The 21,666-nt window shown below is 64.1% G+C and carries 16 protein-coding genes; 15 read left to right on the top strand and 1 reads right to left on the bottom strand.

The window, feature by feature from the left end:
• The first annotated feature begins 12 nt into the window (after positions 1–12).
• The 15 genes from CU_RS09010 (at position 13) to CU_RS08940 (ending at position 20,708) form a co-directional block, all read left to right on the top strand.
• On the top strand, positions 13–909 hold the full coding sequence (locus CU_RS09010) for a D-isomer specific 2-hydroxyacid dehydrogenase family protein (RefSeq protein ID WP_012361032.1): 897 nt from the start codon (positions 13–15) through the stop codon (positions 907–909).
• Between the two features lie 141 nt (positions 910–1,050).
• A complete protein-coding gene (locus CU_RS09005) occupies positions 1,051–3,045 on the top strand; it encodes a site-specific DNA-methyltransferase (protein ID WP_012361031.1) in 1,995 nt (664 codons plus the stop codon).
• Positions 3,045–5,675: a DEAD/DEAH box helicase gene (locus CU_RS09000; RefSeq protein WP_012361030.1), complete on the top strand. Its 2,631-nt coding sequence runs from the start codon at positions 3,045–3,047 to the stop codon at positions 5,673–5,675. The genes CU_RS09005 and CU_RS09000 overlap by 1 nt, the downstream gene beginning before the upstream one ends.
• Before the next feature lie 243 nt (positions 5,676–5,918).
• Positions 5,919–8,840 (top strand): aminomethyl-transferring glycine dehydrogenase, encoded by a 2,922-nt coding sequence (gene gcvP / locus CU_RS08995; RefSeq protein WP_012361029.1) that lies wholly within the window; start codon positions 5,919–5,921, stop codon positions 8,838–8,840.
• A gap of 30 nt (positions 8,841–8,870) precedes the next feature.
• The gene (gene gcvT / locus CU_RS08990) at positions 8,871–10,061 is read left to right on the top strand and encodes a glycine cleavage system aminomethyltransferase GcvT (protein ID WP_012361028.1); all 1,191 of its coding nucleotides are present in this window, start codon (positions 8,871–8,873) and stop codon (positions 10,059–10,061) included.
• Between the two features lie 285 nt (positions 10,062–10,346).
• The gene (gene gcvH, locus CU_RS08985) at positions 10,347–10,730 is read left to right on the top strand and encodes a glycine cleavage system protein GcvH (protein ID WP_012361027.1); all 384 of its coding nucleotides are present in this window, start codon (positions 10,347–10,349) and stop codon (positions 10,728–10,730) included.
• Positions 10,731–10,829: 99 nt separating this feature from the next.
• Positions 10,830–12,500, top strand: coding sequence for a type III secretion system chaperone family protein (locus CU_RS08980; RefSeq protein WP_012361026.1), 1,671 nt, complete (start codon positions 10,830–10,832; stop codon positions 12,498–12,500).
• Positions 12,501–12,741: 241 nt separating this feature from the next.
• On the top strand, positions 12,742–13,914 hold the full coding sequence (locus tag CU_RS08975; protein WP_012361025.1) for a DMT family transporter: 1,173 nt from the start codon (positions 12,742–12,744) through the stop codon (positions 13,912–13,914).
• A 211-nt stretch (positions 13,915–14,125) separates the two neighbouring features.
• Complete coding sequence (pyrE, locus tag CU_RS08970; protein WP_012361024.1) at positions 14,126–14,683, top strand: orotate phosphoribosyltransferase; 558 nt, start codon at positions 14,126–14,128, stop codon at positions 14,681–14,683.
• A gap of 58 nt (positions 14,684–14,741) precedes the next feature.
• A complete protein-coding gene (locus tag CU_RS08965; RefSeq protein ID WP_012361023.1) occupies positions 14,742–15,611 on the top strand; it encodes a lysoplasmalogenase in 870 nt (289 codons plus the stop codon).
• The gene (locus tag CU_RS08960) at positions 15,611–16,342 is read left to right on the top strand and encodes a TrmH family RNA methyltransferase (protein WP_012361022.1); all 732 of its coding nucleotides are present in this window, start codon (positions 15,611–15,613) and stop codon (positions 16,340–16,342) included. Before CU_RS08965 ends, CU_RS08960 begins: the two co-directional genes overlap by 1 nt.
• 96 nt (positions 16,343–16,438) lie before the next feature.
• A complete protein-coding gene (locus CU_RS08955) occupies positions 16,439–17,572 on the top strand; it encodes a glycoside hydrolase family 76 protein (RefSeq protein ID WP_012361021.1) in 1,134 nt (377 codons plus the stop codon).
• A gap of 191 nt (positions 17,573–17,763) precedes the next feature.
• Entirely contained in the window at positions 17,764–18,798 is a 1,035-nt protein-coding gene (fbaA, locus tag CU_RS08950) for a class II fructose-bisphosphate aldolase (RefSeq protein WP_012361020.1), read from the top strand.
• Between the two features lie 74 nt (positions 18,799–18,872).
• The gene (locus CU_RS08945) at positions 18,873–19,334 is read left to right on the top strand and encodes a DUF3151 domain-containing protein (RefSeq protein ID WP_012361019.1); all 462 of its coding nucleotides are present in this window, start codon (positions 18,873–18,875) and stop codon (positions 19,332–19,334) included.
• Positions 19,335–19,406: 72 nt separating this feature from the next.
• Complete coding sequence (locus tag CU_RS08940) at positions 19,407–20,708, top strand: FUSC family protein (protein WP_012361018.1); 1,302 nt, start codon at positions 19,407–19,409, stop codon at positions 20,706–20,708.
• 12 nt (positions 20,709–20,720) lie between these two features.
• Here the strand turns inward: CU_RS08940 and CU_RS08935 are convergent, their stop codons facing one another.
• Positions 20,721–21,599, bottom strand: a complete 879-nt coding sequence (locus CU_RS08935) for a diacylglycerol kinase catalytic domain-containing protein (RefSeq protein WP_012361017.1) — start codon at positions 21,597–21,599, stop codon at positions 20,721–20,723.
• Positions 21,600–21,666: the final 67 nt, after the last annotated feature.

Genomic DNA, 21,666 nt, shown 5'->3' with positions numbered 1-21,666 from the left:
GGGGCATAGTCAATGAAATACGCAATTGTGCCAGAGCCGTGGGAGGAGACCACGGCGGCGCTCGAAGCTGCGGGACACGAGCGTGTCGCGCTGGAGGACGCGGAGTTCCTCGTCTTTAACGGGCAGCCAGCTGATTTCCCGGAGCTGCCCGAGTCCATTGGATTCGTGCAGGTGCCTTTCGCGGGCGTGGACCACATCCTCGACCTCATCCGCTCGACGAATGTGCGCTGGTCCAATGCCGCGGGACTCTACGACTCGACGGTAGCTGAGTCCACGATTGCGTTGCTCTTGGCCCAACTGCACGCGCACAAGCGTGTGGACACCTGGGACAACCGCGACGAGGTGGAGGCGTACACCTCTTTCCTGTTTGAAAATACGACGGTGGCGATCATCGGTGCGGGCGGGATTGGCAAGCGGCTCATTGAGATGCTCTCCGGGTTTGGCGTGAAAATCATCGCGGTCAATCGCTCAGGCCGTCCGGTGGACGGCGCGGAAGCCGTTCCCTTTAGCGACATTGAGTCGGTGTGGCCGCGCGCGGATTACTTCGTCTTCGTTGCGCCGCTGACGGATGAGACGAAGCACCTGGGCAACGCTGCGGCGTTTGCGGCGATGCCTTCACATGCGGTTGTGGTCAATGTGGGGCGTGGTCCGCTCATTGATACCCAAGCGCTGATAGCGGCCCTGGACTCGCGGGAGATCGCGGGCGCGGCCTTGGACGTCACGGACCCGGAACCGCTACCGGCCGATAGCCCACTGTGGACGATGCCCAATGTGGTCATCACGCCGCACCTGGCCAATCCGCCGTACTCGGTGCGCCGCCGAATTGGTGAGCACACCGTCCGCGTGGCCGAGGCCTATGCGGCGGGGGAGCCGCTGCCCACGGAGGTTGATCCGGAGGCGGGCTATTAGCGCAGTAGGGTAGGGTATCGTTTCTGCTTTCGATACTCTGACTCCGTGTCGGCGGGCTCGGATACTGTATTGCTTATGTGTTTATTCTTCGACAATCAGTCCCTCGGCAGCTGGGATGGTTCACCGGGAGAACGTGAGTAGATGACGAAGCAACGCCTCCAGCTGACCTGGTACAACAAGGACAAAGCCCTCATCCCCACCGAGGCCGGCAAGTACGGTTACACGTGGGTGGATCCTTCCGATCCGCGCTACTGCGAAACCCACACCCTCGTCTACGACGATTACGTGCAGGGCAGCCAAACGGAGAAGTCGGAGGAGTTCGATTATTCCGAGCGCGCCGACCTTGAGCCTCAGGACGAGAACCTTCTGATCCTCGGCGAATCCGGCGACGTCCTCGAATCGCTCACCCGGGTGCCCGAGTTGGCCGAGAAGTACGTGGGCAAGGTCAAACTGATCTACATCGACCCACCTTTTAACACCGCGCAAACATTCGCCTCCTACGAAGATAACCTCGAGCACTCCATCTGGCTCACCATGATGCGCGACCGACTGCTCCACATGAAGAAGCTGCTTGCCGATGATGGGTCGATCTGGGTTCACCTTGACGATGTTGAGGTGCATCGGATGCGCGTGCTGATGGATGAGGTGTTTGGTGCGGGGAATTTTCAAGCAGAAATTGTTTGGCAAAAGGCTGACTCCCCTCGGCGTGGTTTGGGTTTCTCGGTGGACCAGGATTTCGTTATCGTTTACCGCCGTAGCGAGGCCTTCGAGCCAAACAAGGCTCTTCGCACAGCAGCCGACAATGCCCGCTTCTCTAATCCGGACAATGACCCCCTCGGACCTTGGTGGGACGATAACCCATCGGGTAATCATGGCGACGGCTCGGGAGGCATGTGCTATGCGATCCAGAACCCCCTGACAGGTGAAATGATGCGCCCTCCTAAAGGTGCCAGTTGGCGATATTCGCAACAGCGCATTCTTGACGGCTTGCAGGGGTGGGTTCCGTATCGGCTGGAGAATCTTCATGACGCTGATTGGCGTGCCAGCAATGAAGGAGTACCTAGAGATAAGGCGTCCGATGATGTGTGTGCGCTAGTTTTGGATGTTCCACTCGATGAAGCACGTAAGCGGGTGGCCGCACGACGCATTTCAGGCGATCCGCTCCCGGAGATTCTGATCCGTTCGACGGGAGGAATCGGACGTAAAGCGTATATTCCCACCAAGGGCAACAATCCTCGCACATGGTGGGAAAACAAGGATGTCGGCCACAATCGCGCTGCCAAGTCTGAGCTGAAAGCGCTCTTTCCAGCATTGACGCCATTTGACACTCCGAAGCCGGAGCGTCTCCTCGAACGCATCATTCATATCGGCTCGAATCCTGGTGACATCGTGCTGGATGTGTTTGCTGGGTCCGGGACGACGGCTGCGGTAGCTCAGAAGATGGGGCGTCGTTGGGTGACGTGTGAGTTGTTGGAGTCGACGTTCACGACGTTCACGCGTCCCCGTCTGGAGAAGGTCGTCAACGACGAAGACCCAGGCGGAATTACGCGGACGAAGGGGGAACGCGTCGCTGCCTATGACGTCGAACTCCCCGATGGTGTCTCGCCGGAAGATGCCGCGAAATTCACGAGAGTGCTGAACAAGCTGATTAAAGACGACCCCGAGGCGAAGAAGAACCCACTGACGAAGGCGTTGAAGGCTGCCTCTAAGACCAGGCGCACGAAGGAAGTGCTGAACTGGCGTGGTGGCGGCGGCTTCCAGGTCGCCCATCTGTCGCCTGCGTGTTTCGACTACAACCCAGAGCTGGACCGGGTGATGCTCACAGCAGCAGCCACCGGCGAAGCTTTGATCCAGTCTGTGGCCGCCAACCTCGGGTTCACACTGTTGCACGCCGATGATGACTATATTTTCGATGCCCGGCGTGGCAATGCCTTGCTCAAGGTGGTGGAAGGCGTGGCCACGGTCGAGATCGTCGACTGGCTGGCCTCCCAGACCCAGCCCGGCGAGACAATCGTGCTGGCGGCGACCACCGTCATGGACGGGGTGCGCGAGCACCTGCGCAAAACGGTGAAGGGCTCGCGGGTGGTCGCCCTGCCCGATGATCTATTCCGCTATAGCAAGGGTGATGAGCAGTAATGGCAACCAGGCTCAATATCAGTTTTGATTCCGACCTGCTGGAATCCATCAGCTCCGAGTTCGACCTGCGTGCCCCGAATAAGGAGGCGCTGCGCCAGCTGGTGTTCACTCTCGACGGCGATTATGACCCGTCTGTGATGCAGGTGCTCAACCTCGCTACCGGTGTGGGCAAGACGTACCTGATGGCCGCATTTGTGGAATACCTGCGCCGCCAAGGTGTCGGCAACGTGGTGATCGTCACTCCAGGCAAAACCGTGCAGGCAAAGACCGTGCAGAACTTCACTCCCGGAGCGCCGCGCTACATCACAGGCTCAGCCGTGCCGCCTGAGGTGGTGACCCCGCAGGATTATTCCGCCTGGGTGGCCCGCCAGAATGGTGCTGCCGAGCTCGCGTTCGGGCGGGAGGTGCCGGTGCTGACGTTCATCTTCAACATTCAGCAACTCATCGCCCCGAAGTCCACCGAGGGGGATACCCGCGGGGGCACACAGGAAGCTATGCGGCGTAAACCCCGCCGGTTCGATGAAAACGCCGGGGTGCTCTTCGACTACTTGAAGGGGCTGGATGATCTGGTGGTCATCGCCGATGAATCCCACCTCTACGGCGTTAGCGCCGCCGCGTTTAATGCTGCACTGAAGGAACTCGACCCTGCCGCCGCGATCGGGTTGACCGCATCGGTGAATAAGAAGACCGATCACGTGATCTTCGAGTACCCGCTTTACCGTGCCATCCAAGACAAGTACGTCAAGGCCCCCGTACTGGCATTTCGCAAGACCGGGTACGGCACCGACGAGGCTTCTGAGGAGCAACAACTGCGTGATGCGCTGCAGCTGCGGGCCCTCAAGCAGGCTTACTACGATTCCTATGCCGCCTCAGAGGGCCGCGATCATGTGAACGCGGTGGCCTTCGTGGTCTGCTCCGATGTGGAGCACGCCACCCAGATAGCTAACCTGTTGCGCACCCCGGAGTACCTCGGCCGGGATGATGCCGTGCTGCAGGTGGACTCCAAGCACGAAGATGAGTTGACCCAGCGTCGACTCGACCAGCTTGACCGGCCTGATTCCCCCGTGCTGGCGGTGGTGAGCGTGAACAAGCTCAAAGAGGGCTGGGACGTGAAGAATATCGCCGTCGTGGTCACTCTGCGGGCCATGGCGTCCGAGGTATTGACCCAGCAGACGATGGGTCGCGGGCTGCGGTTGCCCTTCGGGAAGTACACGGGTGTGGGACAGATCGACCAGCTGGACATTATCGCCCACCAGTCCTTCACCGAGCTGTTAGATGCTGAGAATGTGTTGCAGCAGTTCGGCCTGGAAAAAGCTGTCCCCGAACCCGACAAGGCAGATGTGGATGCAGCGATCCGCAGAGCCACCAACGCGGGCACCGAATCCTCCACAGACCCCGGCGCTGGTGCCGGGGCAGGCACAGGTACCGGGCAGGCAGGCGCCTGGCCAGCCCCTGGGAGCAGCGCGGAAGCAGGCGACAGCACCGACCCAGGCGAGGGCGGAAGTGCAGGCGATGGCTCACAGCCAGCAATGGTTCCCCTCGGTGAAAGCGGATCGGCGGGAACACCGGGGGTGGGGGTTCGGGAGATCATCGACCCCGGCCGGGACGGCAGGGAAGAACCGCAGTGGGAGCTGGTCTCCATCGACCGTAACCCCGGCTTCGCTGACGTCGTATACCACTTCCCGGTGACCACAATGACCCTCCAGCAGCCACCGATTGATCTCTCGGAGATCAGCGACGGCGCGGTCGAGCAGGCAGCCCGGCGGGTGACCTCCGCAGGCGATGTGCTGCTACGCAAGGAAATCATCGCAGTCCTAGGCAAGAAACTCCGCGCTGAAGATCGCGAGAGCGCTGAGGTGGACTCCGTACACGTCGAGGATGCGGACGCTCAAGACACATTGGTGAAACTGGTGATGAAGCTGGCGCTGGTACCCAAGACCGAAGCAACCGGCCGTTATGTATCCACCTTCCTGGTACCGAGGTTCATGCAAGCCGTGAGCTTCACCGGGTGGACCGTGAAGTCCCTGGACTCTGCTTGCGCTGAGCTGCTGGGTCTGATTAAGGACTACATCACCGAAACCCTGCGGGCCACCCGCGAGGTGCCCAGCATTCACCCTAAGAAGATGCCCGGTGCCGGCTATACATTGCCGCTGGGGGAGAAGGTGCATGACCAGATTGAGACGCGTGCGCAGTTTGTACGCGGGCGGGTGTATGGCGGCTGGTTCAAATCGCTGTTCGCGGAGGAATCTTTTGATTCCTTCACCGGGGAGTATCAGCTGGCACGACTGCTAAATACCTCGCCAGGGATTGTGTGGTGGCACCGGCTGCATCCGCAGGATCAGGCCTTCGTGTTCTACAACGCTAAGGATCGCTACTTCCCTGACTTCGTGGCCCTGGATACCAACGGGGTGCACTGGATCATCGAGGGCAAGGACGAACGCGGCCGGGATGACGCCCGGGTGCAGTCCAAACGTAAGGCCGCCGAAGCACTGGTGCGCCGCCTGGTGGCCGAGGGTGCCTACGCCGGCCAGCACTGGGGCTACCTGATCGCCTACGAGCAAGACACCGCCCGTGCCGACTCCTGGGAGGATCTCAAAGCCTTCGCTAATCCGGTTAGCAACGCGCTGTAGCCGCGTGCCTCCCCGGCACCCAGCCCCAGCTCCGAAGAGCTGGGCTAGTGGTGCTCGGGTTCGTTGCCTCGATGGCCCCAGGGGTGCGCCAGAGAGGGCAGGCAGCGGGCGGGGATAAGAAGCCCGTGGGGTGGGGCACCCCACCCCGCACCCCTGAAAACGTGACCCCGGACACTATTGTCTTTAGCCTCCGATAGGATTTAGGCGGAATAAGCACACCACAAACCGGAAAGTTTGAGCTTGATGGCTACTGATCACGCAGCTTTTGTCCACCGCCACATCGGGCCCAACGGCAGCGATACCCAGGAGATCCTCGACTTCCTGGGCTATGAGTCCTCCGCTGCGCTCGCGGAGGCCGCCCTTCCTTCCTCCATCGTTCAGGAGGGGCCGATCGGCCTGCCCGACGCGCTGACCGAAACCGATACTCTCGCCGCGCTCAAGGCGATGGCGTCGAAGAATAAGCCGATGAAGCAGCTCATCGGTAACGGTTACTACGACACGATCACCCCCGCGGTGATCCGCCGCAACGTGGTCGAGAACCCGGGCTGGTACACCGCCTACACCCCGTACCAGCCGGAGATTTCCCAGGGTCGCCTGGAGGCGCTGCTGAATTTCCAGACCATGGTGCAGGACCTCACCGGCCTGCCGATCGCGGGCGCATCCCTGCTGGACGAAGCCACCGCCGTCGCCGAGGCCGTGCAGCTCATGGCTCGCGGCAATGCCAAGGCCGCCAAGCAGGGTGGTGTGGTGCTGCTGGACTCCTCCCTCCATCAGCAGTCCATCACCGTGACTGAGGCCCGCGCCGAGGCTGCGGACATCCCGGTCAAGGTCGTCGATTTTAAGGACGCCACCGCCGCTGATTTCGCCGCCGCCGCGGGAGACACCCCGCTGGTCGGTGTTGTGGTCTCCAACCCGGGGTCCACCGGCCGGATCCGCGACCTGAGCGGTCTGATCTCCGCTGCGAAGGAGGCCGGCGCGCTGGTCACGATCGCTGCTGACCTGCTGGCCCAGGTCCTGGTGACCTCCCCGGGCTCCCTGGGTGCGGACATCGCGGTGGGTTCTGCCCAGCGCTTCGGTGTGCCGCTGTTCTTCGGCGGCCCGCACGCTGGCTTCATGGCCTGCGTCGATTCCCTGCAGCGCAAGATGCCGGGCCGCCTCGTTGGTGTGTCCAAGGACGCCGAGGGCACCCCGGCATACCGTTTGGCGCTGCAGACCCGCGAGCAGCACATTCGTCGCGATAAGGCGACCTCGAATATCTGTACCGCCCAGGCCCTGCTGGCCGTCGTGGCGAGCTTCTACGCCGTCTGGCACGGCCCGGCTGGCCTGCGTCAGATCGCCACCCAGGTGCACGGCCGCGCGGTCGCCCTGGGCGTGGGCCTGTCCGAGGCCGGCCTGAGCCTGGCACACGACTCTTTCTTCGACACCGTGACCGTGGACGTGTCCAGCGTGGGCGGTGCGGATGCCGTCCTGCAGCGTGCGGTGGACGCGGGCTTCAACCTGCGGAGGGTCGACGAGAATCACGTCGGAATCTCCGTCGGCGAGTCCACCACGGATGAGGACGTCGCTGAGCTGCTGGCCGTCGTCGCGAAGAAGGAGGGCGCGAGCGCGGATACCTCCGGCTTCGACCTTTCCGCTGGCCCGCTGGCTGACCTCGGGGTGCTGCGCGAGGACGAGATCCTCACTCACCCGATCTTCACCACCATCACCTCGGAGACCCAGATGATGCGCTACATGCGCAAGCTGGCAGACCGTGACCTGGCGCTGGATCGCACGATGATCCCGCTGGGCTCCTGCACCATGAAGCTCAACTCCGCCATCTCCATGGAGCCGATCACCTGGCCGGAGTTCGCGGGCATCCACCCGCACGTCCCGGCCGATCAGGCCGCGGGCTGGCTGGAGCTCATCGATGACCTGGAGGAGCGCCTGGCCAAGATCACCGGTTACGCGAAGGTCTCCGTTCAGCCGAACGCTGGTTCCCAGGGCGAGTTCGCAGGCCTGCTGGCGATCCACCGCTACCACCTCTCCCGCGGTGACGATCAGCGCGACAAGGTGCTGATCCCCACCTCCGCTCACGGAACCAACGCGGCTTCCGCCGCGCTGGCTGGCCTGAAGGTCGTGGCCGTGAAGTCCGCCGAGGATGGCTCCATCCTGCTGGACGACCTGGACGCCAAGCTCGAGAAGTACGGCCCGGAAGTCGCCGGCATCATGATCACCTACCCGTCCACCCACGGTGTGTTCGAGGAGCACGTCCGCGAGGTCTGCGACAAGGTCCACGCCGCTGGCGGCCAGGTGTACATCGACGGGGCGAACCTCAACGCGCTGGTCGGCCTGGGCCAGCCGGGGCAGTTTGGTGGCGACGTTTCCCACCTGAACCTGCACAAGACCTTCACCATCCCGCACGGCGGCGGTGGCCCGGGCGTGGGGCCGGTCTGCGTGGCCGAGCACCTCATCCCGTTCCTGCCGACCGACGCGACCGTCGAGCAGTCCGAGGACCCGAACACTGGCCTGCCGGTCTCCGGGGCAGCGTACGGCTCCGCCGGTGTGCTTCCGATCACCTGGTCCTATATCGCGATGATGGGCGACGAGGGGCTGACCGAAGCCTCCCGTATGGCCCTGGTCAACGCGAACTACATTTCCCGCAAGCTCGCCGACTACTTCCCGACGCTCTACACGGGCAAGAACGACCTGGTCGCACACGAGTGCATCCTGGATCTCAACGCACTGACCAAGGCCTCCGGCGTGACTGCTGAGGATGTCTCCAAGCGCCTGATGGACTTCGGATTCCACGCCCCGACCCTGGCCTTCCCGGTGCCGGGCACCCTGATGGTCGAGCCGACCGAGTCCGAGGACAAGGATGAGCTGGACCGCTTCATTGAAGCGATGATCACCATCCGAGGCGAGATCCAGGAGATCATCGACGGCAAGGTCACCGTCGAGGAGTCCGTCCTGCGCCACGCACCGTTCACCGCCTTCAGCGTGACCCGTGACGACTTCGAGGAGGCCGTCTCCGGCGGCAAGTTCTCCCGCCAGCAGGCAGCCTTCCCGGTGGACGGGCTGCGCACGACGAAGTACTTCCCGCCGGTGCGCCGCATCGACAACGCCTACGGCGACCGCAACCTCGTGTGCTCCTGCCCGCCGCTCGAAGCATTCGCCATCGAGGACTAATCCCCAGCACGTTTGAAGGAAGGTTTTGCAATGACTGATTCTGCAAGCACCCCGAAGCACACCGCCCTGCACCAGGTGCACGAGCAGCTCGGTGCCCGCTTCACTGACTTCGGCGGCTGGGACATGCCCCTGAAGTACGGTAAGGAACTCGACGAGCACCGCGCCGTCCGCGAGACCGTCGGCGTCTTCGACCTCTCCCACATGGGCGAGGTGGAGGTTTCCGGCCCACAGGCCGCGGAGCTCTTGGACTACGCACTGATTTCCCGTCTGTCCGCCGTCAAGGTCGGCAAGGCGAAGTACTCCATGCTGTGCACCGAGGACGGCGGCATCGTGGACGACCTGATCACCTACCGCCTCGCGGATGACGACTTCCTTGTCGTCCCGAACGCTGGCAACGCCCCGCGCGTCGCCGAAGCGCTGGCGCAGCGGGCCGAGGGCTTCGACGTCACCGTCGTGGACCAGACTGCGGAGAAGTCCCTGGTCGCGATCCAGGGGCCGAAGGCCGCCGAGGTCATGCACGCGATCGTCGAGAATGTCACCGACGCCCCGGAGGCCTCCGGCGCGACCGAGGACGTCAGGGGCGCGGTCGACGGCCTGGGCTACTACGCCGCTTTCAAGGGCATCGTCGCCGGTCAACCGGCGCTGATCGCCCGCACGGGCTACACCGGCGAGGATGGCTTCGAGATCATCGTGGACAATGATGCTGCCGAGCAGGTGTGGAACATCGCGCTGGCTAAGGCCACGGAGCTGGACGGCCTGCCCTGTGGCCTGGCAGCCCGCGACACCCTCCGCCTGGAAGCTGGCATGCCGCTCTACGGCAATGAGCTCAACGACGAGCTCACTCCGGTCGACGCGGGCCTGGGGATCCTGGCCGCGACGAAGTCCAAGGATTCCTTCGTGGGGCGCGACGCGATCGTGGCGGCGAAGGAGAAGGGCGCGGCGCGGGTGCTGATCGGCCTGCAGGGCGAGGGGCGCCGCGCAGCCCGCAGCGGTTACGCGGTGCTGGCCGGCGAGGGCGAGGACGCTCAGCCGATCGGAGAAGTCACCTCGGGTGCGCTCTCACCGACCCTGGGCTACCCGGTAGCGATGGCCTACGTGGATAAGACCGCGACTGAGGAGGGCGGGGCAGCCACCGTGGGACAGACCGTGCAGGTCGATATCCGCGGTAAGCAATACCCGTACCAGGTCGTGGAGATGCCCTTTTATCAGCGCGAAAAGTAGGGCAACCGGGGCTTGACCGCCCCGTGCTACCCCCCCATTTCGCGTTTTGCAGAGTTTGAAGTTGGAAAACCGCAGAAAAGCGGCATCAAACTCTGCAAAACGTGAAATGGCTCTGCAAAACGCGAAATGGGGGTGGCCCAGCCGGACCCGGGCCGAGGTATCCCCGTGATATCCGCCGCAGCGGGCTGGCTGTGTAGTACAGTTTGCCGTGTTCGATGTGGTGGGGATTACACCCTAGGCCCATGTCACGCCCACAGTTTTTGAAGATGATCGTGAGGAGCGACCATGACTGCTTTGCCTACTGACTTCCTGTACTCCGAAGAGCACGAGTGGGTTAACACCACCGACATCACGGAGGGTGAGGTCGTGCGCGTCGGCATCACCCACATCGCTGCAGAGGCTCTCGGCGAGATCGTGTTCGTCGAGCTCCCGGAGGTCGGCGACGAGATTGAGGCCGGCGAGCCATTCGGCGAGATCGAGTCCACCAAGTCCGTGTCCGACATCTACGCACCGGTCTCCGGCGAGATCGTCGCCGTGAACGAGGAGCTCGAGGACAACGCCGGGATCATCAACGAGGATCCGTACGGCGAGGGCTGGCTCTACGACGTCCGCGTCTCCGAGCCGGGCGAGCTGATGGACAGCGCCGACTACGCTGCTGCCAACGAGTAAGAGGCGCTGACGCGCCAATCGGGCGGGGAGCGAGGCTGGCTGCCAGACTCGCTCCCCGCTTTCTGTTCCTGCACGGGGAGGCAGACTAGGCTGAACGACATGAGTGGATCGATTGTTCCCCTGCTCATCGGGCTAATTTTGCTCGTTGTGGCGGTGTGGTTGCTGAAGCACGCGAGCTCCCAGGGGGAGTCCGGCGGTGCTGCGGTGACTAGGCGGCCGATTCCTCACGTTTCTTCCCTCCCGGACGCTGCCTCCAACGAAGACGACGGCGACACGAACGGCGCTGCGTCGACCGCTGGGACGGTTCCTTGGGGCACCGATGGCAGCGAGGTCGCCGACGAGCCGGCCGACCGTGCGACCGAGGGTGCTGTCGCGGACTCGGCGGAGGAGCAAGCCCAGCCAGAGGACGCGCCGGGGCTGGCCACTGAGGCCGCACAGGCCTCCGAGGAGGGGCCGGATATGGTGGCCGCAGCGACTGCCCAAGGCGGGTTGTTTGCCTCGATCCGCCGCCGGCGCCGCCAGTGGGCTGCGGCGAACGGGGCGGAGTACACCCGCGAGGACCTCGAACTGCCGCAGGAATGGCCGATTGCCGCGCTGCACGCGGTGAACGTCTCTCCCATTCGGGCCCTGGCCAAGGATGTGGTCAGCGGTTTCTGGGAGGGGCACGAATATCACGTGGCAGACCTGGGGGAGGGCACGCTCATGGCGATGCGCCGGGCGGCAACGTCCCCGGTGACGGTGCACTACTCCCGCGAGCAGGGGGTGACGGAGGGGCTGCGCCGCTCCGAGCTGCTGGATCAGCCGCCTTATGCTGCCTATACCTCCGACGTGCGGGCACTCGACCGGATGCTTGATGTTCGGGTAGAGGACAGCCTCGCTGCTCTGAGCCAGGTCGCTTCTGATGTGATCTGGGGTGGCGACTGGGTTGTCTTGAGCATTAGCCGGAAGCTGGATTTCAGCATCTGGCTGCAGATCCTGCCGGAGTTGCTCTCCCTCGCACATGCGGCGATGGTTCTTCCGCCGCGCACGATGAGCGTGGTCCTGGAGCTGGAGAACGCGGACCAGACACGGGCGCTGCCAGGCACTTCGGTCTCGCTGACTCCTGCCGGGGCGGAATCTTCTGATCGCCAGCAGGGCGAGGGTGCGTCGCAGGACAAGCCCGGTCGGGAGCGCAACGAGGGCGACGAGGCGCCCGTGGGGGAGAAGAAGCCGCGGCCGGGTTACCTGCGCCCCGTGGGGCAGACCCCGTCCGCACCCGTGGCGGAAGGGGAGCCAGCGGAGGCTGCCGCGTCGCCGAGTTCGGATCCGACAGCTGAAGAAGTCTACGCCGGGCAAGAAAGTGACGAATCATCTTTCTCTGATCGTCCGCATATCGAGCGGCCGGCTAATCCCGTGGAATTCCCTCGCCGTTTCGATCGGGGGCGTGAGGTGAACCCGGGTGATGATTTCAATGGCCCGGCGCTTGAAATGGATTCGGAGAATATCCCTCTCATTGGAGAGGATCCGGACCATATTTCTGCATCGGTCGGTCAGCGCCTCCAGGTTATTCGCGCCGATATTGAGAGGGCGCCCACAATCTTTAGTGACGAGCTGTCCGCCACTGCTGCGGAACGGCGGGGGCAGCGCCGTCGAAGTGGCCGTCACCGTGCTCCGGATGCGCGCCATGCACTGCCGTCCCCGATTGAGCCGGTCGAGGCGGAGATTGAGCTGGTGGAGGCGGAAATCGTCGAGCCGGATGATGATGAAGGCACGGGTTCGCAGGAGCGTTAAATTCTTCAACTCGAGGTAGCCTCATGGTTACTTCCAGAGGCGCGAGCAATGGCGGAATTATTCGGGCCTTAATTGTTGAAGGATATATCTCCACATAGAAATTCACTTCCTTTAGAAACATAACTCCCGTCATGCCAACTAAAAAGACCGATTGATTAATTGTGGAAACAATACGGGCATATTGGATTATTTGTGATATTAGGCATAAAGTATTGCTTTTTCCTGAAAGCGAAATGTAAAAATGGAAACCATGAACACTGTTAAGGGTCAAGGCGCTACGGCGTCCGGACGCATGCTTCCAGTCAAGCCTGTGTCCCACGGCAAGGCCGTGCTCATTCTCGGACTGGGTACCGCATTCCTCGCTTTCACTCCTATCTGGGTGAAGGCCTCCAACATGGATCCTGCGACGCAGGCATTCCTCCGTATTCTGATCGGCCTGATCGTCCTGCTGCCGTTCGGCTTCTGGGAGATCAAGCGCAAGGGCTCCCTGCCAAAGGCGGGCATCATCATGTCCCTCGTTGCAGGCCTGTTCCTGGGTATCGACTTCACCGCCTGGAACTACTCGATCTTCTACGTCGGCGCCGGTATCGCGGCCATCCTGCTGAACCTGCAGGTGATCGTCGTGCCAATGCTGACGGCGATCTTCGATAAGTACAAGATCCCGCCGGTCTTCCTGGTGCTCGTGCCGATCATGATCGTCGGTGTCATGCTCACCGGTGGTGTCTTCGAGGGCAGTGGCGAGTCCACCGGCCCGGAGCAGATCGCGGGCATCAACACCGCAACCCTGGGCACCCTGCTCGGCCTGACCTCTGGTATCTGCTACTCCTTCTACCTGTACTTCTCCCGCAAGGCTGGTACCACCGCTCCGCGTAAGGACCTGTACATCCAGCCGATGATGTACACCGCTATGTCTCAGCTGGTCGCACCGGCTATCTGGGCGCACACGGGCTCCCCGCGTGGCGGCTTCGACTTCACGCACGGCGTCCTCGTCGATGGTCACCTTCCTGCCGTTAATCCGGAGACCGCTCTGGGCGACGACCTGACCACCATGAACTGGATCTGGCTGATCATGCTGGCCACCCTCGGCCAGGCCGTCGCCTGGACCTTCGTCCAGTGGGGCACTGTCTGGCTGGATCCGACGCTCTCCGCCGGTATCCTGCTGCTCTCCCCGGTCTCCTCGGTGGTCATCGCTTGGCCACTGTTCGGTGAGGTTCCATCCCTGCTGCAGTTCCTGGGTATCCTCATGATTCTCGGAACGGTGATGTACCAAAACGGCCTCTTCGATAAGTGGCTAGGAAAGAAACAAAAGACAGGCGATGTCGGTAACGCGGAGGACACGATCGAAGACGAACTCGTCCGAGAAGGCCTCGCTCCGGGACACTCACCAGATGAGGCCAAGCCCCTGCGGGACTAAAACAAGCCCCTGCGGGACTAAAAGAAGACTGTGACTGACGCTTCATACGGAAGTGTGACCACGAAAAGTTAGCGTGGTCTGACCCTTCCACGCGGCAACCCACCCAGTGAGCCCTCGCTCAACGCGAGGCCCACTGGGTGGGTTTTGTTTTTCCTGCGGTAACTTAAAGAACAGAAAAGCTTTCACCCCTCCTTCGGAAGGAACGCATCCCATGGCTCAGGAAATCCCCTCCGTCGACCGCGCCGCCGCTGCACGCCTCGCAGAGCTTGTCAAGGAGCTCGCCGTCGTCCACGGCAAAGTCACCCTCTCCTCCGGGAAGGAAGCTGACTACTACGTCGACCTGCGCCGCGCCACCCTGCACGCGGAAGCCTCCGCACTCATCGGCCAGCTCCTGCGCCAACTGACCAGCGACTGGGAATACACCAACGTCGGCGGGCTGACCCTCGGCGCCGACCCGGTCGCCACGGCGATCATGCACGCCGGCGAAGGGGTCGACTCTTTCGTCGTGCGCAAGGAAGCCAAAAAGCACGGCATGCAGCGCCGCATCGAAGGCCCGGATATCGCCGGCAAGAACGTGCTCATCGTCGAAGACACCACGACCACCGGCAACTCCCCACTCACCGCCGTAGCTGCTGCCCGCGAAGCCGGGGCGAACGTCGTTGGCGTGGCGACGGTCGTGGACCGCGACACCGGTGCCCGCGACGTCATCGAAGCTGAGGGCCTGGAGTACCGCCCGCTGCTCGGCCTGACCGACCTCGGCCTGAACTAGGCCTGCCCGCCGCCGCGGTGGTGAGATAGCCGCGCCGTGAACCCACAAGGAGACACCGATGCGCAGCACCCTGACGCAGAACCGAATCCTGAGCCACGTGCTGGAGCGAGCCGCCGAAGGCACCCGCGCCCTGCGCACCGCCGCACGCCACCCACACCCGGGCCGCATCGCCTACCTGGCGGCCGGCGCCGTCTCTGTCGCTGCCGCAGCCACGCGCTCGGATCGCATCACGCGCGCCGTGAAGCCAACGCTCATGCCCCTGCTCGCGAGCACCGTGTTCGCCCCCGGTGCCACCGCAGATAACCCGCGCTCCTGGGGCAAGATCCACACCCCCAGCGCGGGGCAGGCGCTTCTACTCGCAGGTCTGGTAGGCGGCTGGCTGGGGGACATCACCCTGATGAACACCCAGTCCCGCAGCGCGGAGCCAGTCGAGCGGGCTAAAAGCCTCAACCGGGGTGCGGCGTGGTTCAGCGCCAACCAGCTGGCCTATATCTGGCTGCTCGCCAAGCGGGGCGCCCGGCCATCGCCGGCGGTCGCCGCAGCCCACCTGCCGGCCCTGGTGACGGGGCTGGGGTTAGCCAGATGGAAGCTACCCAAGGCCCTACCCGCCGCGGGCGGCTACGGCTCCCTGCTGGGAGCCACCAACATGCTGGCGCAAGACCCGGCCCTCCTTCGCAGCACACCAGAGGAAACCCCGGAGGACTACGGCCACGCCCTCGGCGGAACGCTCTTCCTGCTCTCCGACGCCCTGATCCTCAACCGCCTCACCCTGTTGAAGCACGCGCAGCGCCCCACCGCGCCAAGGGCGCTGAAGATCATCGACGCGCTCACCGACGGCGCGGTCATGGCGACCTATGTCATCGCGCAGCTACTGCTCGTCGACGGAATCAACGGCGCGCTGCAACAGAAAACAGAAAAGGCCGCGTAGTGAGCCACGAAGACAGGCAGGAGAGCACGCAGCCGGGCCACCAGTCGCCCCAGCAGCCGGAACCCACCGAAGGCTCCGGCAAGGGCCCGACCGAGTGGTTCGAATCCCGCGTCGGCGTCGGCCCCTGGGAGCAGGAGTACCCCGGGGTGCCGCTGCCTACGGAGGCCCACTTCGACCCGGAACTGCTCGACAACGGTGACCGCCGCAACGTCGTCGACGCCTACCGCTACTGGAAGATGGACGCCATCGTCGCGGACATCGACTCCCGCCGACACGAGCTGCACATCGCCATCGAGAACTTCGAGAACGACGCCAACATCGGCACCGTCGTCCGCACCGCCAACGCCTTCGCAGTGGATACGGTCCACATCGTCGGGCGCAAGCGCTGGAACCGGCGGGGCGCGATGGTCACCGACCGCTACCAGCACCTCGAACACCACAAGACCGTCGCCGAAGTACTCGACTATGCGGCGGAGCAGGACCTGGCGGTCGTCGCCGTGGACAACACCCCCGGCTCCGTGCCGCTGGAGACCGCTGAGCTGCCGCGCCGCTGCCTCCTGCTCTTCGGCCAGGAGGGGCCCGGAGTGACCGAGGAGGCGCAGCGCGGGGCGCGGATGACCGTCTCCATCGCGCAGTTCGGATCCACCCGCTCGATCAATGCGGGCGTGGCAGCGGGGATCGCGATGCACGCCTGGATCCGGCAGCACGCGGACCTCTCCCAGGCCTGGTAAAAGCAGCAAAACTTCGCGAAAATCGCCGGGATTGGGCAGACTTAAGGCGTGCACGAACGTTGGGATTACCGGGCCGATCTGGCCCAGCAAGCAATCATGGACCGCCACGCCTCGAAAGTATGGGGCGTGCCGCGGACTAATCTTGCTGTGATCGCCTGGCCGCCCCTGGCGCGGGACAAGGCCTTTTACCGCTGGCATTACTGGTGGCAGGCCCACTATGTGGACTGCCAGGTGGACGCCACGCGCCGTCGACCTTCCAAGACCCGTCAGCGCGAACTGCGAGCCACGCTCCGTGGCATGCGGCTGCGCAACCTCGCCCCCCTGACGCGGAATAACTACTACGACGACAAGGCCTGGCTCGCGCTGGCCATGTGGCGGGCGGAGCAGTACACCAAGGTCAAGCGGGTCTCTGCCCGCAAGGACCTGGAGGAGAACATCCTGGAGGGCGTGGATTCGCTCACGGGGGTGCTGCCGTGGCGCAGCAACGAGACCTTCTACAACGTTCCCACCAACGGGCCGGTCGCGATCATGGCCGCCCGCACCGGGCGCCTTGATCTAGCCCGCCAGCTGGTCGACTGGATTTGGGAGAACATGCTCAACGAGGACGGCCTGGTCATGGACGGGCTGTGGATGCGCATGAACGGCCCTGTCCCGGAGCCCACGATCCACAGCTACTGCCAGGGCGTTGCCCTCGGGGCCTGCGTCGAACTGGCCGTCGCCGAGCGCGAGCAGGCCCGCGTTGGGGACGATGAGGTCTCCGAGGCCGGGATGGACTATATCTACCGCGCATGCGGCCTCATCGACGCGATCTCCGAGCACCTGACCAGCTCCAATGACGTCATCAACGCCCCCACCGCCGGCGGCGATGGCGGCCTGTTCAATGGCATTTTGGTCCGCTACCTCGCGCTCGCGGTGGAGAAGTTGCCGGAGCTGGGGCCACGGACACGCAAGGCCCGCTCGCAGGCGCGCAGAATCGTTTTGCACTCAGCCGAGTCCGCCTGGCGCTACCGTCTGGAAGTGGACGGGCTGCCCGTCTTCCCTTCCCGGTGGGATCGGGACGCGACGTTGCCGCATTCCGGTGGCCTGGTTGGTGCGACGATCGCCGGGGCGGTGGCTAGTTCCGACATCGCGGAGCGGGATCTGTCTGTGCAGCTTTCCGGGTGGAAGCTGATGGAGGCTGCCGCGCGCATCACGGAGCTGGAGGCCGCCCAGCGCGAGCAGGCTAACTAGCGCCCCAGCTTTTAGAGAATCCCTTGTCGTAGGGGGTTCTTCGCCACATGCCTGTGCTGCTTGCCCCCTCAAACGGGCGGGGACCGGCGGGGCTGCCGACGCGTAGAATGAAGTGCAGGCATAATTCAGGTGAGTAAACCATGCTGAGCGGGTGGCCCACGCCGCCCCGAAGCGGCACATAGGAGGCAAAAATGGCAATTGCAACCCCGGACGTCTACCGCGACATGCTGGACAAGGCGAAGGAGGGTGGCTTCGCTTACCCAGCGATTAACTGCACCTCCTCCGAGACCATCAACGCCGCCCTGAAGGGCTTTGCGGACGCCGAGTCCGACGGCATCATCCAGTTCTCCATCGGTGGCGCAGAGTTCGGTTCCGGCCTGAATGTGAAGAACATGGTGGCGGGCGCCGAAGCACTCGCGGCATTCACCCACGAGGCTGCGAAGCACTATGGCGTGAACGTCGCGCTGCACACCGACCACTGCCAGAAGGAGAAGCTGGATACCTTCGTCCTGCCGCTGCTGGAGATCTCCCGCAAGCGCGTCGAGGCCGGCGAGAACCCGCTGTTCCAGTCCCACATGTGGGACGGCTCCGCCACCCCGATCGATGAGAACCTGCAGATCGCCAAGGACCTGCTCGACAAGTCCGTCGCCGCAAACATCGTCCTCGAGGTCGAGATCGGCGTCGTCGGAGGCGAGGAGGACGGCGTCTCCGCCGACCCGAACGCAAACCTCTACACCACCGAAGAGGACTTCGAGAAGACCATCGACGTCCTCGGCCTAGGGGAGAAGGGCCGCTACCTGCTGGCAGCAACCTTCGGCAACGTCCACGGCATCTACAAGCCGGGCAACGTGAAGCTGCGCCCAGAGGTCCTCGACATGGGCCAGAAGGTCGCGGAGAAGAAGCTGGGCCTGGCTGAGGGCACCAACCCATTCGACTTCGTCTTCCACGGCGGCTCCGGCTCCGAGAAGGAGAAGATCGAGGAGTCCCTGCGCTACGGCGTCATCAAGATGAACATCGACACCGATACGCAGTACTCCTTCACCAACCCGGTCGCTCGCCACATGTTCGAGAACTACGACGGCGTGTTCAAGATCGACGGCGAGGTCGGTAACAAGAAGGTCTTCGATCCGCGCTCCTACCTGCGCAAGGCTGAGCAGGCGATGTCCGAGCGCATCGTCGAGGCCTGCCAGGACCTGCGCTCTGCAGGCAACACGCTGGGCAAGTAACACCCGCTTCCATATCGGCGCGGGGAAACAATGGCCTCCGTGCCGAAGCAAAAACTGATCAGGAGGAAGGACCAATGGCTGAACAACTGCGTACCGGCCGAGACCTCTTTGGTGCCGAGCACCCCGAGGTTCGCCTGCCGGAGGAACTGACCAGTGCCGTCACCGCCGATGACGCGGGCGCGGACCTGGAGTCGCTGGCTAAGATCGCGAAGGCCAACCCGAAGGACTCCGGTGCGTGGGCTGCGCTGGCCTTCCGCTTGATCGAGGCCGACGAGCCGGTCACCGCCTACGCCTGCGCCCGCACCGGCTACCACCGGGGGCTGGATGCGCTGCGTGGCAACGGCTGGCGGGGCACCGGCCCAGTGCCGTGGGACCACGTCCCCAACCAGGGTGTTCTGCGCGCGATCGGCGCGCTCGTCGTCGCCGCGAAACGCATCAATGAGGACGACGAGGTTATCCGCTGCCTCAATCTGCTCAACGACTGCGACCCGGCAGCCGTGCCGGCGATGAACCTTGAGGACATCGACAAGCTTTAAAAGGCTTGTACGCCCTCTCACTCTCAGCCCTTCGTGCTCGAGGCCACAGCTGGACGTGGCACACTGAAGGGCATGAGTACGCATCGGCCGAAAGATATCCCGCTGGGGGAGGACCTGGGTGAAATCCTCGATAAAGAGGAGGCCAAGTCCCGCCCAGCCCGGGCCCGGCTGCGTGCCCTGATCCGCCGCCGGCCGGGCATCGCGGCCGCCGCGCGCAGTATCCGAGACCTTGCACCGAAGCAGCGCATGACGCGTGTGCAGGTTTCCTTCATCTTTGCCTTCCAGTGTGCGCTCGCCGCCGCACTGGCGTACTTCATTGCGATCGAGCTCTTCGATCACCACAACCCGTTCTTCGCTCCGATGGCGGGCATCATCACCCTGGGTGTCAGCGGCGGAAAACGCCTCCGCCGCGCCTTCGAGCTGGTGTTGGGCGTCAGCCTTGGGGTGGGTATCGGCGACCTTGTGATCCGAGAGATCGGGGCCGGCTATTGGCAGATCGCCGTGGTGGTCTTCACCGGCATCGTCATCGCCAGCTTCGTTGACCGCAGCCCGATGGTCGCGATACAGGCGGCCAATACCGGAGTGCTGATCGCTACCTTGCTGCCACCTGGTTCCGGGGGGTCTGCCGACCGCATGGTCGATGCGCTGATCGGCGGGGTGATCGGCATGCTCGTCATGGCTATCGTGCCCCGCTCGCCACTGCGCGCCGCCCGCCGCGACCTGTCCTCCCTGATCTCGAAGTCCGCTCTCGTGCTCGACGAGGTCGCGGCAGCGATGGAGCTCGGCGACGGCGACGCACTGGCCGAGGCATTAGAGACTGCGCGTGGCACGCAGTCCACGGTGAACTCCCTGATGGCGGAGTCCAAGGGCGGCGACGAGATCGTCACCATCTCCCCGCTCTACTGGTCCGCCCGGCGCCACTCCCGCTCCATGCAGCGAGCGCTCCTACCGGTGGATAACCTGGTCCGCAACATCCGGGTGCTTGCCCGCCGGGCGGAGATCATGGTCGAGGACGGCGAGCCGGTCCCGCAGGAGCTCGTGGAGGTCGTCCGTGATCTCTCTGACGCCCTCGGCCACCTGGGCGCGCTGTACACGATGGGTGGCACCCGTGGCAGCCGCCAGGAGCTGGTCGAGATCCCAGAGGTGATCCGCGCGCTGCAGAAACTGGCATCGGAAGCCAAGCCGGACATCATTCCGGACCAGGGGCTTTCGGGTCTGGTGATCGTGGCGCAGGTGCGCTCCGCGATCGTGGATGCGCTGATGGTCTGTGGCTATTCCCGCCCCTCCGCGATGGCCTCCCTGGCGCCTACGGTGAAAAACCCGTGGCACCCGCCGGAGGTCTGGGGCGAGGACCCGGATTTCGACGAGGACTGATCCCCACCGCTCCTAGCGGCGAATGAACTGCCCGTCGCGTAGGTGCCGGTAGAAGGTCACGGCCTTCAGCGGCCGCGGGTGCGTGACCGTATCCCGGGTGACCGTCATCTCCCGGGCACCTGCTTGCAGCGCCCGGCCCTTCAGAATCGTGGGCTCGGCCGGCGGCCGGAATCCCGCTGTAAACTTCGCCCACCAGCCACCCGAACGGGCCTTCGCCAGCCGGTTGACCTGCTCCGGGCTCGGCAACTGCACTGCCGCGATCCCAGGCGCGGACGGGGTCGGTACCAGCCGCACGCCGTGGGTGAAGTCCCCACGCGCCCCGCGGTCATGGTGGTAGAGCGTGTCGGAGTCCACGATGACCTCCCCGTAGAGCTCCCCGCCCTCCGGTCCGGTCAGCTCCGCGCTGCCCAGCACCACGATGGAGTGGTCGTCGCGAATGACGGGCGTGGGGACCGGCGGGGAGGTGAGCGCGAACTCCAGCGCTGCGCCCGGTTCCTCGGGTAGCCCCCAGCTGTGGGCGATGGCACTCTCCCCACCGGTGGGGACGTAGGCGAGCTGGGCCCACAGCGCGTCGATGCGCATGAGCTTCGAGGCCACGGCGGCCACGGTGGCGTCCTCACCGATAACGACTACCCGCACCGGTTCGCTGGTGACGTGCGGGGCGGGCTGCGGCTCGCCCTGGTGCGGCACATCCGGTTGGGCGGCGATCTCGTCGAGCGTGGGGGTGGGCTCGGTCACCAGCTCCGGCAGCGGGTTGAGCACCTTCAGCTCGCGGCGAGTGGGAATCGTGGAGACCTCGTGAAACTCCAGCTTCTCTGAGCCCTCGCCGGCGGCAGCGCGGACGTCCTGCTCCGTGAAATTGGATTTTGGGGTGAGCAACACGATTATCATGGCGTTTAGCTTAACCCGGGTGGCCACCACCGCGAGAGTGAGCCAAACGCGATGACAGCCGCCCGCG

The organism is Corynebacterium urealyticum DSM 7109 (assembly GCF_000069945.1).
Taxonomy (GTDB): domain Bacteria; phylum Actinomycetota; class Actinomycetes; order Mycobacteriales; family Mycobacteriaceae; genus Corynebacterium; species Corynebacterium urealyticum.
Note: the sequence above shows the minus strand (reverse complement) of the source record. Positions and strands in the feature narration are given on the sequence as shown.